Below are 13,364 nucleotides of genomic sequence, written 5' to 3'. Positions count from 1 at the left end.
AGGTATAAGCTTATTTCTGCTTCTAAATGGGTCTGTCATGCTGCCGAAGGAAGTATCTCGCGTGGCGCAGTAACTTTTTTCATTAGCAACGAAGCGAGCAAGATGCTTCCTTCGTCAGCATGACAGACCCATTTAGAAGCAGGAATTGAGGGTGCACACTACTCATTGATGACCTACTTTTATGACTGCTTTACTCGCTCCACCGCCCGCCGTGTCTGCTCCTTCGCCGCCCACTTTGCCGTCGCCTTTTGCCAGCGTGGCGCCCCGCACCGACTTGCCCGGCAAGGACTCGGAAGTGGGCAAGTTTTGGCGTCGCCTAGGGTGGATAACAGTGGCCAACGCGCTGATAGCCCTCTTATACGCGCCGCCGCCCTGGCGCGAACCTAAGGGCTACGCCATCTCGCTGGCTTACTCGCTGGCCTACTGCGTGGGGCTGTGGCTGGCCAATGGCTACACCGTCGATTGGCTCAATATCAAAGTGGGCTGGGAAGAGCGGCCCCTGCGGCGGTTGCTGTTCACGGTGGGCGCCTCCACGCTGGCGTCGCTGCTGGTGATAGTGGGGGTGGGCGAGGGCTTTTCCATCTTGCTGTGGCACCGGGCGCCGGGCTACACGTTTCAGCACAATTTCCTGGCCCAGTCGGCTTTTCCGCTGCTGATGACGGTGGTGGTTTCGCTGTTTCTGCACTCGCGCTCCTTCCTTATGGCCTGGCGCGAAGCCACCGTGCGCGCCGAGCGCCTCGAAAAGGAGTCGGCCGTGGCGCGCCTCGACTCGTTGCGCCGGCAAGTAGACCCGCATTTTCTGTTCAATTCGCTCAGCGCCCTGACCTCGCTAGTCGAGGAGCAGGACCCCGCCCGTGCCGTGCGCTTTATCCGGCAGCTTAGCCAAGTGTACCGCTACGTGCTCGACAGTCAAAGCCAAGAGCTGGTGCCCCTAAGCGAGGAATTGCAGTTTGCCGAATCCTATATTTTTCTGCAAAAAACCCGCCTCGACGAAGCCCTGCAAGTCGTGCTGAGTTTGCCACCCGCCGCTGACCTAGGGGCCTTTTACCTACCGCCACTGGCCCTGCAGCTGCTGCTCGAAAACGCCCTCAAGCACAATACCGCCTACCAGGCCGACCCGCTGCGCCTGCACGTGGCCGTAGATGCCGCGGCTGCCACCCTCACCGTGCGCAACACCCTGCGCCCACGCCGCCTGGCCGCCGACGAAACCTCGGGCCGCGGCCTGGCTAACCTGCGCGCCCGCTACGGCTTCCTCACCAAGCGGCCCGTGGCGGCGGGCCCCGTAGCAGGCGAGTTTGTGGTTACTTTGCCGCTGCTGGCCCTGTAGCAGGGGCAGCCAAGGACCTAGGCTTATGCTGGAGCGCGTGTGAAAAAGGCTTTTTACCCCGAGCTGTTGTGGGTGCTGTGCGCCCTAGTGGCCGCCGGCATCGGGTGGCTGCTGGTGCGCCGCGGCGCCACTCCCAACGACCGGGCAGCCGTCGAAAAAGCCCTGCGCGAGGTGCAGCCAGCCGATGTAGAAAGCCTGACCGTGTACCCGCTCGTGGCCGGGGCCGGGCCCACCCGGCCGTATCAGGTACGGGAGGCGGCCCGACTGCGGCGCTTGGTGCCAGCCCTGCGGCAGCTGCGCCCAGTGGCAGCGGCCGACAGTGCCGCTTTTCAGCCGCTGCTCGAGGCTACGCTGGTGGTGCGCCTGGCCGCCGCGCCTGCCGAGGCGTGGCAGCTGCATAGCCGCACGCTCGTTTTTCGGCTGGCGACCTCTGGTCAGGGCGAGGTGGCGCAGCTGGCCCAAACCAATTATTTCTACCACGCCACTGCTCTTAGCCGGGGGCTGTGGCAGCTGCGCGATAGCCTGGCCCGCCCTTAAAGGCTACCTAGGCGGCCGCGTAGCTTTCTGTTTCTTCAAGTTTTGTCATGCTAGCTTTAGTCGTTGAAGATGAGCCCCTGGCGGCCCGCCGCCTCACCAGCCTACTCCAAAAGCACGCCGCGCCGCTCACCCTCCTAGGGCCGGCCGAGTCGGTGGCGCAGGCCGTAGCGCTGCTGCAAGCCGGACCCGCGCCCGACGTGCTGTTTCTGGATATTCACTTGGCCGATGGCCTCAGCTTTGAGCTGTTTGAGCAGGTAGAAATAAAATGTCCAGTCATTTTTACTACCGCCTATGACCAGTATGCGCTGCGGGCCTTTAAGGTAAATAGCGTAGACTATCTGCTCAAACCCATTGATGAAGAGGAGCTTTGCACGGCCTTAGCTAGATTGCGGCAGCGGCTGCCCGCTGCGAATGACCAGGATTTTAGTACAAAAGGTTCGGTTTCCAGTACAAAAGCTGAGGCCGAAAATGTCGCGGTGCCGACCCTAGATGCGGCTACGCTGACAGCGCTCATTCAGCAGTTGCGCCAGCCGGCACCGGTGGCTAGCTACAAAGCGCAGTTTGTGGTGCGCGTGGGCGAGCACCTCAAGGTGGTGCCCGTCGAGCAGGTGGCGTACTTCTTCAGTCTCGAAAAAACGACCCTGCTGCAAAGCACCGACGGCCGCAAATATGTGGTAGACTACACCATGGAACATCTCGAAAGCTTGCTCGACCCGACGCAGTTTTTCCGGCTCAACCGCGCTTACCTAGCCCGGCAGGCCGCCATCCATGATATCATCCACTACACCAACTCGCGCCTGCAAACCATTCTCAAGCCCGCCCCGCCTGAGAGTGAAGGGCCCATCCTCGTAAGCCGCGAAAAGGTGAGCGTCTTCAAAAGCTGGCTCGATAGGTAATGTAGAAACCCAACCTAAACCGCCTGTCATGCTGAGCCTGCGAAGCATCTTCTCACGTTAGGCTACTCCGACTGTGATAAGATGCTTCGCAGGCTCAGCATGACAGGCGGTTTAGGTTGGGTTTTTAGAATGTCGGTACTCTAAATACTCTTTCAGCCTAGGTGGGAATAACTTTCGGTCTAAGCGGCGTCCATACTTACCCCTCCAGCCAACTCTTCACGGCGCTGGCTTTCTCCTTGCTCACCAGCACGTCGTCGCCCCCGCCGGGGGCAGGGCTGAGTTCGACCAGCAGCTTGCCGCCTAGGTGTGGCACGAGCCGGCGCACGGCAGGCAGCTGCGCAATCAACTGGCGGTTGAGCCGAAAAAACTGCGCGGGGTCGAGTAGGCTGTCGAGCTGCTCTAGGGTGTAGTCCACCACAAAGCGGCGGCCGTCGTGGGTGGCCAGCGTCACGGTGTCGTGGCGGCTCTGAAACCAAGCCGCCTCGGCGGTAGGCAAGGGCAGCAGCGTTTCACCCTGCCGCACCAAGAAGCGCGTTTTGTAGGGCCGTTGGGGGCGGGGCAGGGCGTCGAGCAGGCGCTCGATGGAAGCGTTGAGCGGGAGCGGTGGGGCGGTGCTGGGTGGGTTTGCTGCCTCGGCTGGGCTAGTTCCTAGGTAGTGATTTTTAGCGCCCAGGTCCGTGAGCTTGGCTAGGGCCGTTTGCAGCTCGGGTAGCTTAAGGGGCTTGAGCAAGTAGTCGATGCCATTGGCCCGGAAGGCTTGCAGGGCGTACTGGTCGTAGGCAGTGGTGAAGATGACCGGACTGCGCACCAGCGTTTGGGCAAAGACGTCGAGGCTGAGGCCATCGGCCAGCTGAATGTCGCTCAGAATGAGGTCGGGTGCGGGGTGCGCATCGAGCCACGCCAGCGCGCCGGCCACGGTATCGAGCACGGCCAGCACTTGGGCCGTGGGTGCAGCCTGGGTTAGCAGTCGCTGCAGGCGCTCGGCGGCGGGGTACTCGTCTTCGAGAATAAGAATGCGAAGGGCGGACATAGGCGGACTAGGCAGGCAGCAAGGGCAGCGTGACAGCAAAGATGCCGGCCGCCTGCTCCACGGCTACCGGCGCGGGCGCCCCTAGTAAAGTGTAGCGCTGGCGCACATTGGCCAGGCCCGTGCCGGTGCCAGGAGCCAAGCCGGCGGGCCGCGGCTGGAAGGTATTTTCGACGCGCAGCGCGGTGCCTGCGGCGTCGGCCGCGAGGCGCAGGTGCAGCGGCCGGGCCTGCGAGGCCTCGTTGTGCTTCAGCGCATTCTCGACCAATACTTGCACGCTCAGCGGGGCCACGTGCCGACCTAGGGCGGCGGACGGCAAGTCGTAGCTGACGTGGATGTTATCGCGGAAGCGCACCTTTTGCAGGGCCACATAGGTTTGCACGAAGGCCAGCTCTTCGGCCAGCGGCACGGTGGAGCGCTCGCGGCTCAGCAGCACGTAGCGGTACACATCGGCCAGGCCCTCCACGTAGTGCTGGGCGGGCTCGTTAGCGGGCTCGATGAGGGCGGCCAGGGTATTGAGCGAATTAAATAGAAAGTGCGGGTCGAGCTGCTGGGCCAAGGCGTCGAGCTGGGCCTGGGTTTGGGCGCGGGCGAGCTGGTCGGCGCGGTGCTGGTTTTCTTCCCATTGCTGGTACGAGTGGCGGCTTTCGTACACGAGTAGCCCCACCAGCGTCGGCACCAGGTTAATGGCCACGATGAGTAGCAGCGCCCGCGGCGAAGCATGGGCCCCGCCCGGCACTAGGCCCAGCCCTAGGGTAACGGCCACCGTAGCCAAGCTCGTGTACACCACGCTGCTGATGCCCAGCCACCAGAGCCGCCGCCGCGTTTGAGATACCTGTGGGTAGCGGTGCTGCAGCCGCCGCCACAGCTCGCGGTTGCCCAGGCCTATAATGAGCGTGTACACCAGCGAGCAGACCCAGGCAATGCCAAAGTGCGCGGGCGATTGAAAGGCCCACTTGCCGCCATTAGCCAGCGGCATTACCAGGCTGATGAGCACCAGCCCGCCTAGCGCCAAGCGGCGGTCGCGGAGCGGCAAAAGAGGCGAAGCAGCGGGCATAAGCTAGCGGCGCCGGGGCAGCGCCGCCACAAAGGTGCGCACGGCCTGTTGCGTGCGCGCGGCTTGCTCTTGCAACAGGTTGTGCCGGCCCGGCAGCACCACCACGCGCTGCTGCGGAAAGTGCCAAGCCTGATAAGCACGCGGCCCGGCCGTGTAGTCGTCGTGCCCGGCCAGCACCAGCACCGGCAACCCTAGGGCCGCCGTGGCCGGCGCGTAGTCGCGGCCATAGTCGGCAAAGTCGAAGACGTGGGCGGCAAAATCACGGTTGCCGGGTTGCTGCTGCACCACACGGCTGGCGCGAGCGGCTGCGGTATCGGTGGCGTATTGCAGCTGGTAGAGCAACTTTTGCTGATCTAGGGCCTGCATCACGGCGCCCAGGCGCTGGGGCAGGGGCGCCGTAGGCGGCAGTTGGGGCCGGGTCGCGGCGGGCAGCAGGCTATCACCGTAGTGCACCATGCTTTCGAGCGAAGCCGTAGGGTTGAGCACTGCATTCACCAGCACCAGCGCCTGCACATGCTCGGGGTAGCGCTGGGCATAGGCCGTGGCAATGACGCCGCCAAACGAATGCGCCAGCAGTACCCACCGCCGCAGCCCCAGGCGCTGGCGCAGCTCCTCCAAATCCTGCACCTGGCGAGCCAGCGCGTAGTTGTGGCGCGGCGACGAGGCCGAGCGCCCGCTGCCCCGCTGGTCGAGGTAAATGAGCTGCAGGCTGCTTTCGAGTGGCCGCAGCCCTAGGTGCTCCAGGCCGTAGCTGCCCGCACCGGGCCCGCCGTGCACTACCAGGCACGGCACGCCGCGGCCAGCTATTTTTACGAATAGCTGCACTGAATCGGAGGTGCGAAACGCCAACGGGCCGGTAGGGAGTGTAGGCGCCCATTGGGCCCGCGCTCCACCTAGGGGAAGTGTAGCAGGCGCCGCCATCGCCAGCATATTTAGAAGCAAAGCTAGGGCAGCGAGCAACGGCCCAAAGGCGCGTGGTAATAAACCGGTGCGTGACATCGTGAACAGCAAAAAAGCAGGATGTAAAAGAGGAAAAAGCCAGAAAAGTCGACCTTAGCGCACAGCCCACAGCGGCTGCCCGGCGAGTGCCTGCGCTAGCAGCCCCGCTACGGCCGCCGCGTACAGCGCCGCCCCCAGCCACGTGAGGGGCACGGCCTGGCGCGGTGCCCACTGGCCCAGCGCCCAGCCCAGCAGCGGCAGCGCCTGCAAGGCGTGCATACCCAGAAAGTGCGCAATACGCACATCGCCAGCGCGGGTGCTCCAGCCCAGGCCCGGTAGGCCGGGGCCGCCATCGGGCGCGCCCACGGTGTGCCCTAGGTGCTGAATCATGATGCCGCCCAGCACCGAGCCTACCAAGAACACCAGCAGCCCCAGCCGCACGCCCCACACGTAGCCCGCTGACCCCTGCGGCTGGTGGTGCCACACCAAGTATAAGGCCCAGGCCGTGAGCACGGTATTTATCAGAATAAACACGCCCATCAGCCCAAACAGCGCCCCGTCGAGCGCCGACGATACATTGTAGTGCGAGGTGGTGCCCCGCGCCGCTTGCACAAAAATGACCGCCTGCTCGACCAGCATGCACGCCGCCACGCCCCACCCTATGGTGCGCACCGCGCCCTGGGCTGCGGCCGGCAGGCTAGCCAGTAGCCAAGCCAGTGTCCAGGCATAGGCCACGATGGAAAGCGAGAATTTGAGCGGCTTCAGCCACACCAGCGCGCCCATCACGTGGCGGTGGTCGAGGGGCAGCAGCACCAGCGCCAGCACGGCCAGGCCCACATTGGCCCAGCCTGCCCAGGCGAGCGGCGCATTGGCGCGGTGCAAGGTGTGCAGCGCGGTGGTGAGGTGGGCAAGCACGCCAGGCGTAGTACCAGTACCTAGGAGGAGAGGGGTATCCTCCGCAAATAGCAGCGTTTTCATAGAGCTTCAGGGTTAGGTTAAAGAGGTAGAAGTTTCTTGCCCTAGAGCGGCCCGTACGCCGGTATACACCAGCAGCCCCACCGGCCCCAGCATGAAGGTGAGCGCCAATGCGGGCACCACCGCCCAATGCGGCACGCCGCGTTGCTGGGCATCGCGCACTTCCCAAGCGCCCACGAATAGGTCAAAGCACAGGTAGTGCACCCAGCCCGCCAGCAGCGCCCACGGGTCGCGGAAGAGCGCTGCCACCTGCGCCAATGACCCGAAGCCGCCCTCACCGCCATGCGCCCCTAGGTAGTGACTCGCTATGAACACCGCGTAAAACGCCGCCAAGCCCAGCGGCCAAGCCCCATTCAAAACCAGCGCTTGGGTGCCGCGCCAGCGCGGGGCCAGCACCAGCAGCGCCCAGCCCAGCAGGGCCAGCAGATTGGCCAGAGAAAACAGAAGGTCTGGGGTGATAGTCATACCGTTAGTTGATATATTTATATAGGCAAACCTACGTACCTTGCCTGCCGCTTGCTAGCCCAATCGGGGCGAACCGCCCTAGGGAGCGGGCCAAGCCGCCTTTGGGCCGGGGCGAAGCGTTGCCCGCCGGGCAGCTTGGTCTCCTTTCACCAGCTTTCCCACTTCCTTTTTCAGTTTGTGTATGCTGCCAACGCTCTGGTTACTCACCCTTAATTCGGCCCTAGGGGGCTCGCCCACGCCACCGCGCACGGTCTTCAGTGGCCACCTCGACAATGCCCCGGCCGGCGACACCGTGCGGCTGTTTGTAGGGGAGAAGCAGGTGAAAGCGCCGCTCAGCCCTAGTGGTGACTTCCGATTTGAGTTTGATGACCTAGCCGCCACGGCCCCCGTGCACTTCACCTACGCCGGTCAGAATACGCGCCTCTACCTCATGCCCGGCGACCAAGTGCACCTGGTGCTCGATTTTAAGAATTTCGACCAAAGCTTGGTGTACAGCGGGCGGGGCGCCGACGTCAACAACTACATGGCGCAGTCGCAGTGGAAGTTTGAGTACGGCCCGGCCGGCGATGTGTCCCGGCCGCAAGAGCAGCGCAAGCCTACTACCACGCCCGCCGAGATGCGCCGCTACGCCGATGCCTTTCGGCAGCAGCGCTTTGATTACCTAGCCAAGTATGCCAAAGCCCACCCGCTGCCCGCCAGCTTTCGGCGCGATGCGGAGTTTGGTATCAATCTGCAGTGGGCCACGCAGCTGCTCGACTACGTCGGCTTCCGCCGCGCCAACCTGCCGCCTAGCGAGGCCGCACCCGCGGAGATAGTGCCCGCGAGCTACTTCAGCTTTTTGCAGCAAGTGCCGCTGAAAGAGCTTAATCAGCGTTTTGGCCGGGGCCTTGATGAAAATACCGCCGTCGCGCAGTTCTTGTACGCCTACCAAGACCGGCTGGCCCCGTCGGGCACCCTCAGCACCGACCCTGCCGACGGCCCTAGGCTCTACCGCCTGGCCACCACCGAGCTGGGCGAAGGCGAGGACCGCGACATGGCCATACAAATGCTGATGACTTGGAAAATGGACAAGGACTTGCCCGGTGCGCTGGCGTTCTACCCCACGTTTCGGCTGCACAACCGAGATTCTACCCTGGCCCGCAACGTGCGCATGAGTATTGCCAAGCGCCAGTTGCTGCAGGCAGGCAAGCCGGCCCCGGCCTTCGCGCTGCTAGATAATGCTGGTAAGCAGGTGTCCTTAAGCGAGTTTAAGGGCAAAGTGATATACCTCGATTTTTGGGGCACCTGGTGCGGCCCCTGCATGAAGGAAATGACCGAGTTTAGCCACGACCTGAAAAAGAAATTCGAGGGCCGCGACGTCGTATTTCTCTACATTTCGGTGGGCGACCCCGAAGACAAGTGGAAAAAGACGCTGACCGAAAGCCACTTCACTAGCGCGAATAGCGTGCACCTGCGCGAGCCCAAGGAGAGGACGGCGTCTATTGATTACCAAGTAAATGTATTTCCGACCTACTGGCTCATCGGCCGCGACGGCCGCATTATCAATGCCAGTGCTCCTCGCCCCATGGAAGGCGAAAAAACCGTGGCCGCCATCGAGCATGCCCTAGCACACTAGCCTTCGTCTTTCCCAGCTTTCTTACCCTCCTTTCCTGTTTGTTTATGCTGCCTTCGCTTTGGTTACTCGCTCTCGGCACGGCCCTGGCCGGCCCACCCAAGCCATCGGTCACGGTCTTTAGCGGCCACCTCGACCACGCCCCGGCCGGCGACACCGTGCGGCTGCTCATGGATAAAGGAGAGGTGAAAGCGCCCCTCAGCGCCAGCGGCGATTTTCGCTTCGAGTTCAAAGACTTGAAGCAGAACACGCCCACGAGCTTTTCCTACGCGCGCCAGCGCACCGAGCTGTACCTCATGCCGGGCGACCAGCTAGTGATGCACCTAGACTTTAAGGACTTTGACAAGACGCTGACCTACAGCGGGCGCGGCAGCGAGGTCAACAACTACCTGGCGCAGGCGCTCTACAAGTACTCCTACGGGCCCGATAACGGGCTGCCCCGCATCCAGAATTCTCCGAAGGGCACGCCCGCCGAGGCTGTGCAGGCCGCCGGGGCGCTGCGCCAGGCCCGGCGCGAGTTTTTGGCCAGCTACGCTAAAGCTCACCCGCTGCCCGCCAGCTTCCGGCGCGACGAGCAGCTGGCCATCGACATCACGTGGGCGGCCATGCAGCTGGCCTACGCCGCGCAGCACAGTGAGGAGAACTTACCCGAGGACTATTTTGACTTCTTGGCTTCTACGCCCGTGCGCGAGCTAAACCAGCACTTTGGCCGTAGCTTCCTTGATAACTCCATGATGGCTCGTTTCATAATGGGCTACCAATACCGCCTGGTGCCGGGCGGTAAGTTCAGCACCGACCCCACCGAAGGGCGCCGCATCTACCAAACTGCTACCGCCGAACTGGGCGACACCAAGGCGCGGAGCTGGGTGCTGCAAAATCTGATGTTTGACAACATCCGCCGCAATACGGCCGGGGCGCAGGCCTTCTACCCCACGTTTAGGCAGTACAACCGCGATTCGGCCATGGCCCGCGAGGTGCGCAAGGCCTTCGCCCTCCGGCTAAGCATGAGTGCAGGCAAGCCGGCGCCCGCCTTCACGCTCACCGATAACACGGGCAAAAAAGTGTCGCTGAGCGACCTGCGGGGCAAGGTGGTGTACCTCGACTTTTGGGGCACGTGGTGCGGGCCCTGCATGAAGGAAATGACCGAATCGGCCCCCGCCCTCAAAAAGAAATTCGAGGGCCGCGACGTGGTGTTTCTCTACATCTCGGTGGGCGACCCCGAGGATAAATGGCAGCAGACGCTGACCGAAAAGCAGTTCACTAGCCCCAACAGCGTGCACTTGCGCACCACCACGTATGACGTAGCCTCTGCCTATCAGGTCGATGGCTACCCTAGCTACTACCTCATCGACCGCGAGGGCCGCTTTATACAAGTGTACACCTCGCGCCCGTCCGAAGGCGATAAGACGGTGGCCGCCATCGAACAGGCGCTGGCGCGGTAGAGTAAGGAGTAGCGCCGCAGGTAGCAAGGGGATGCACAGTGCTATGTTTGTGCCTTATCATAACCTAGGTCGTGCTTAAGCGATAAACGTATGCGTATCATGCAATGGGCAGTAGCCGGGCGGGCGGCGGCAAAGCACACGTGGGTGGCTGGGCTGCTGGCGGCCACGGCATTTGTGGACCCTCGGCCGGTAGTGGTGAGCGGGCACCTCGACCACCCACTGGCGCCGCAAGTGCAGGTGCAGTACAACGAGAATCTCCTAACCCAGGAGCCAGCTACTTTGCTTACTGCAAAGCTGGACGCCCAGGGTAATTTTCGGCTGGTGCTGCCGAATCTACCTGGCCCCATGGAAGTTACTTTTCGCAATGGGGACCAGTCTACGAGGCTCTTTCTTTCGCCCGGCGACGACCTGCGTCTCAGCCTCGACGCGGCTAAGTTTGACGAAACGCTGCACTACACCGGCACCGGCTCAGCGGCTAATAACTATCTGGCGCAAGCCACCCTACGCTTCACGACAGCTCGGCCCGACCACCCGCAGCGCAAAATCGGCACCGCTACCCCCGCCCAAATAGTAGCGGCCGCCGATGCCTACCGCCAAGAGCAGCGTGCTTTCTTTGCAGAGCACGTGGCCAACCACCCCGTGCCGCCTATTTTTCGGGCCTACGTGCGCCAAAATGCTGATTTTGAGCGCGCCAGCACCTTGCTCTACTATGGGGGCTTTCATGCGAGCCGCCCCGAATTAAATACGGGTGCTATTCCGGCTGATTTTTACGACTTTCTGGCTCCGTTGCGCCCCGCGCAAGACTCGGCGCTGGCCTTAGGCAGCAGAACTTACCTAGGCTTGCTGCAACCGCTGGCCGATGCTCGCCTGCCTGGCCCCGAGGCGCAGCCCACCCAGGCGAGCTTGCTGGCTAGTGCGCAGGCCACGTTTGGCAATGGCCGCAGCCGCGACCTAGCCCTGGCGCACTACGTGTACCGGCTGTTCAACTTCCAGTCGCCCGAGCAGGTAGCACCAAAAATTGCCATTTTTCAGCACCTAAACCGCGACTCCTCTATGGCTCGCGCGGTGCGGGCCCGCTACCGTCGGGCCTTGGCTGTATCGCCTGGCCAGCCGGCACCTACCTTCACCCTGCTCGACAATACGGGCAAAAAGGTATCCTTGAGCGAGTTCAAAGGCAAGGTGGTGTATCTCGATTTTTGGGGTACGTGGTGCCACCCGTGCCTCAATGAAATTCCGGCTAGCCATGAATTAGCAAAGAAATTTGAAGGCCGCGACGTCGTTTTTGTATACATCGACGTCGATGACAAAGAAGAGCAGTGGCAGCAAACGCTAGCGGCTAAATACCAGCTCGGCCCGGGCAGTGTGCACCTGCGCAGCCCCGACAATGCGGTGCCAAATGCTTACAATGTGCAGAGCTTCCCCACGTACTGGGTTATTGGTCGCGATGGGCGCATTGTAAGCACCCGCGCCCCACGCCCCTCGAGCGGGGCCGAAACCGTGGCGCTGCTAGAGCAGACGCTGGGCAAATAGGGGAGGGCAGCGGGTCGTAATTTTGCCGTTTCCGATGCGCGCAAAAAATATGTTCTTCTGGCTTAGCTGCTACTTGCGGCGCCGGGGCCACCTAGGGCTGGTTGTGGTGCTCTTAATGGCTCACTTGGCTAGTGGGGCCACGGACCAAGCCCCGCGCCCGGGCACGGCTGTGCTCCGGGGTCATGTGCAGCACGCCACGGCCCGGACCATCAGCGTGCTGTATGGGGCCACCTGGCAGGGCGGCTTTGCGCACACCACCACGGCAACGCTTACTAAGGCCGGCGATTTTCGGCTGGTGGTGCCTGCCCCGGCTACGGGTGTGCTGCATTATGCCGAAGGCTACACCCCACTAGCGCTCCAGCCCGGCGATGCCGTGCAGCTTAGTTTCGACGCCGCTCGCTCCGAGCAGCCGCTGCGCTTTAGTGGACGCGGCGCAGCGGCCAATACCTACCTCATCCAAGCCTACCAGCAAAGTAACCGCGACGACGAAGCTGGCCGCACCCCAGCCGCCCACGCCGCACGCCTGAGCGCCACGCAGTTGCACCATCTTGCCGACGCCTATCGCCAGCGGCGGCGAGCTGCGCTAACCCGCTTTGCGCGCACGCACCCGCTGCCCGCCGCCTTTGTGGCGCGCCAGCGCCGGGCGCTCGACTACGAGTGGGCCACTGCGCTGCTGTCCTACCCAGCCGCTCAGCCCAAGGCGCGCCAGCAGAGTGGCGCGGCGGCTCTGCCAACAGGCTATTTCGATTTCCTGCCCACCATGCACCTAGGGCAGTACGCCGCCGACCTAGGAGAGCCAGCCTTGCAAGGGCTGCGTGCGGCCTACCTGGCGGGCGTGCTGCGGCCCCTGGCCGATAGCCTGCCGCCTAGCCCTACCGGTGGCTACGACCCCGCTGCGGCCGAGCGGCTGTATACCCGCGCTGCGCGGGCCTTCGGCACCACGCCCCTGCGCGACCTCGTAGTAGCGCAGTTTTTGCTCGAGCAGGTGCAGTACTACCACGCTGACCTAGGGCCCTGGCTGCCCACCTTTCGGGCCCACAATCGTGACTCTACTATTGCGCGCGACCTGCGCGCGGCCGTGCGGGCCCATCAGCGCTTTAGCAGCGGCCAGCCTGCCCCAGCCTTTACGCTGCCCGATGCGGAAGGGCGCCTGGTGGCCCTAGGTGACCTGCGAGGCAAGGTGGTGTACCTCGATTTTTGGGCTAGCTGGTGCAGCCCTTGCCTGGCCGAAATGCCCGCCAGCAACGCGCTGCGCCAGCAGTTTGCGAGCCGCGATGTGGTGTTTGTGTACGTCTCCCTCGACCGCCAGCCTGCCGCCTGGCAGCAGGCGGTGGCCGCCCGCCAGCTAGCCAGCCCCAACAGCGTGCACCTGCGCGCCGACCAGGAGTTTGCTAGTCCGGTAGCCCAGACCTATGGGGTGCAAAGTATTCCGTCGTACTGGCTCATTGGCCGCGACGGGCGCCTGATTCAGAAAGACGCTCCGCGCCCCTCCGCGGGGGCCAAAGCTGAGGCTGCTCTCGAAGCCGCCCTCCAACAATAGCGCGCTGGTTCGGTTTA

Annotated in this window: 12 protein-coding genes; 7 read left to right on the top strand and 5 right to left on the bottom strand. The window is 63.2% G+C overall.

Annotated features, from left to right (window positions below; translation table 11 throughout):
• Positions 1–181: 181 nt before the first annotated feature.
• The 3 genes from FNT36_RS05205 to FNT36_RS05195 are packed head-to-tail and all read left to right on the top strand — an operon-like array spanning position 182 to position 2,760.
• On the top strand, positions 182–1,327 hold the full coding sequence (locus tag FNT36_RS05205; RefSeq protein ID WP_144845026.1) for a sensor histidine kinase: 1,146 nt from the start codon (positions 182–184) through the stop codon (positions 1,325–1,327).
• Positions 1,328–1,366: 39 nt separating this feature from the next.
• On the top strand, positions 1,367–1,864 hold the full coding sequence (locus FNT36_RS05200) for a hypothetical protein (RefSeq protein WP_144845024.1): 498 nt from the start codon (positions 1,367–1,369) through the stop codon (positions 1,862–1,864).
• A 47-nt stretch (positions 1,865–1,911) separates the two neighbouring features.
• The gene (locus tag FNT36_RS05195) at positions 1,912–2,760 is read left to right on the top strand and encodes a LytR/AlgR family response regulator transcription factor (RefSeq protein WP_144845022.1); all 849 of its coding nucleotides are present in this window, start codon (positions 1,912–1,914) and stop codon (positions 2,758–2,760) included.
• 196 nt (positions 2,761–2,956) lie between these two features.
• Here FNT36_RS05195 and FNT36_RS05190 read toward each other — a convergent pair whose 3' ends face one another.
• Genes FNT36_RS05190 through FNT36_RS05170 form a run of 5 tightly spaced genes read right to left on the bottom strand, consistent with a single transcriptional unit; the run spans position 2,957 to position 7,223 of the window.
• Positions 2,957–3,790, bottom strand: coding sequence for a LytR/AlgR family response regulator transcription factor (locus FNT36_RS05190; RefSeq protein ID WP_144845020.1), 834 nt, complete (start codon positions 3,788–3,790; stop codon positions 2,957–2,959).
• Positions 3,791–3,797: 7 nt separating this feature from the next.
• A complete protein-coding gene (locus tag FNT36_RS05185) occupies positions 3,798–4,844 on the bottom strand; it encodes a sensor histidine kinase (RefSeq protein ID WP_144845018.1) in 1,047 nt (348 codons plus the stop codon).
• 3 nt (positions 4,845–4,847) lie between these two features.
• Complete coding sequence (locus tag FNT36_RS05180; RefSeq protein WP_144845016.1) at positions 4,848–5,843, bottom strand: alpha/beta fold hydrolase; 996 nt, start codon at positions 5,841–5,843, stop codon at positions 4,848–4,850.
• Between the two features lie 54 nt (positions 5,844–5,897).
• Entirely contained in the window at positions 5,898–6,761 is an 864-nt protein-coding gene (locus FNT36_RS05175) for a hypothetical protein (RefSeq protein WP_144845014.1), read from the bottom strand.
• Positions 6,762–6,773: 12 nt separating this feature from the next.
• Complete coding sequence (locus FNT36_RS05170) at positions 6,774–7,223, bottom strand: ABA4-like family protein (RefSeq protein WP_233635688.1); 450 nt, start codon at positions 7,221–7,223, stop codon at positions 6,774–6,776.
• Positions 7,224–7,404: 181 nt separating this feature from the next.
• On the opposite strand from FNT36_RS05170, the gene FNT36_RS25900 reads away from it, so the two are divergent.
• The 4 genes from FNT36_RS25900 to FNT36_RS05150 all read left to right on the top strand — a co-directional run bounded on the left by FNT36_RS25900 (position 7,405) and on the right by FNT36_RS05150 (position 13,347).
• Entirely contained in the window at positions 7,405–8,838 is a 1,434-nt protein-coding gene (locus FNT36_RS25900) for a TlpA family protein disulfide reductase (protein ID WP_144845012.1), read from the top strand.
• 44 nt (positions 8,839–8,882) lie between these two features.
• Positions 8,883–10,277, top strand: a complete 1,395-nt coding sequence (locus tag FNT36_RS05160) for a TlpA family protein disulfide reductase (protein WP_144845010.1) — start codon at positions 8,883–8,885, stop codon at positions 10,275–10,277.
• Between the two features lie 90 nt (positions 10,278–10,367).
• Entirely contained in the window at positions 10,368–11,807 is a 1,440-nt protein-coding gene (locus tag FNT36_RS05155; RefSeq protein WP_144845008.1) for a TlpA family protein disulfide reductase, read from the top strand.
• A 34-nt stretch (positions 11,808–11,841) separates the two neighbouring features.
• Positions 11,842–13,347, top strand: coding sequence for a TlpA family protein disulfide reductase (locus FNT36_RS05150; RefSeq protein ID WP_144845006.1), 1,506 nt, complete (start codon positions 11,842–11,844; stop codon positions 13,345–13,347).
• Positions 13,348–13,364 lie beyond the last annotated feature (17 nt).

Source organism: Hymenobacter setariae (assembly GCF_007713685.1).
GTDB lineage: Bacteria > Bacteroidota > Bacteroidia > Cytophagales > Hymenobacteraceae > Hymenobacter > Hymenobacter setariae.
Note: the sequence above shows the minus strand (reverse complement) of the source record. Positions and strands in the feature narration are given on the sequence as shown.

Bases quoted from the DNA above. Each gene is read 5' to 3' on its own strand.
- FNT36_RS05155 (WP_144845008.1), top strand. From the start codon at position 10,368: ATGCGTATCATGCAATGGGCAGTAGCCGGGCGGGCGGCGGCAAAGCAC.
- FNT36_RS05150 (WP_144845006.1), top strand. From the start codon at position 11,842: ATGCGCGCAAAAAATATGTTCTTCTGGCTTAGCTGCTACTTGCGGCGC.
- FNT36_RS05160 (WP_144845010.1), top strand. From the start codon at position 8,883: ATGCTGCCTTCGCTTTGGTTACTCGCTCTCGGCACGGCCCTGGCCGGC.
- FNT36_RS05175 (WP_144845014.1), bottom strand. From the start codon at position 6,761: ATGAAAACGCTGCTATTTGCGGAGGATACCCCTCTCCTCCTAGGTACT.
- FNT36_RS05190 (WP_144845020.1), bottom strand. From the start codon at position 3,790: ATGTCCGCCCTTCGCATTCTTATTCTCGAAGACGAGTACCCCGCCGCC.
- FNT36_RS05170 (WP_233635688.1), bottom strand. From the start codon at position 7,223: ATGACTATCACCCCAGACCTTCTGTTTTCTCTGGCCAATCTGCTGGCC.
- FNT36_RS05185 (WP_144845018.1), bottom strand. From the start codon at position 4,844: ATGCCCGCTGCTTCGCCTCTTTTGCCGCTCCGCGACCGCCGCTTGGCG.
- FNT36_RS25900 (WP_144845012.1), top strand. From the start codon at position 7,405: ATGCTGCCAACGCTCTGGTTACTCACCCTTAATTCGGCCCTAGGGGGC.
- FNT36_RS05205 (WP_144845026.1), top strand. From the start codon at position 182: ATGACTGCTTTACTCGCTCCACCGCCCGCCGTGTCTGCTCCTTCGCCG.
- FNT36_RS05180 (WP_144845016.1), bottom strand. From the start codon at position 5,843: ATGTCACGCACCGGTTTATTACCACGCGCCTTTGGGCCGTTGCTCGCT.
- FNT36_RS05195 (WP_144845022.1), top strand. From the start codon at position 1,912: ATGCTAGCTTTAGTCGTTGAAGATGAGCCCCTGGCGGCCCGCCGCCTC.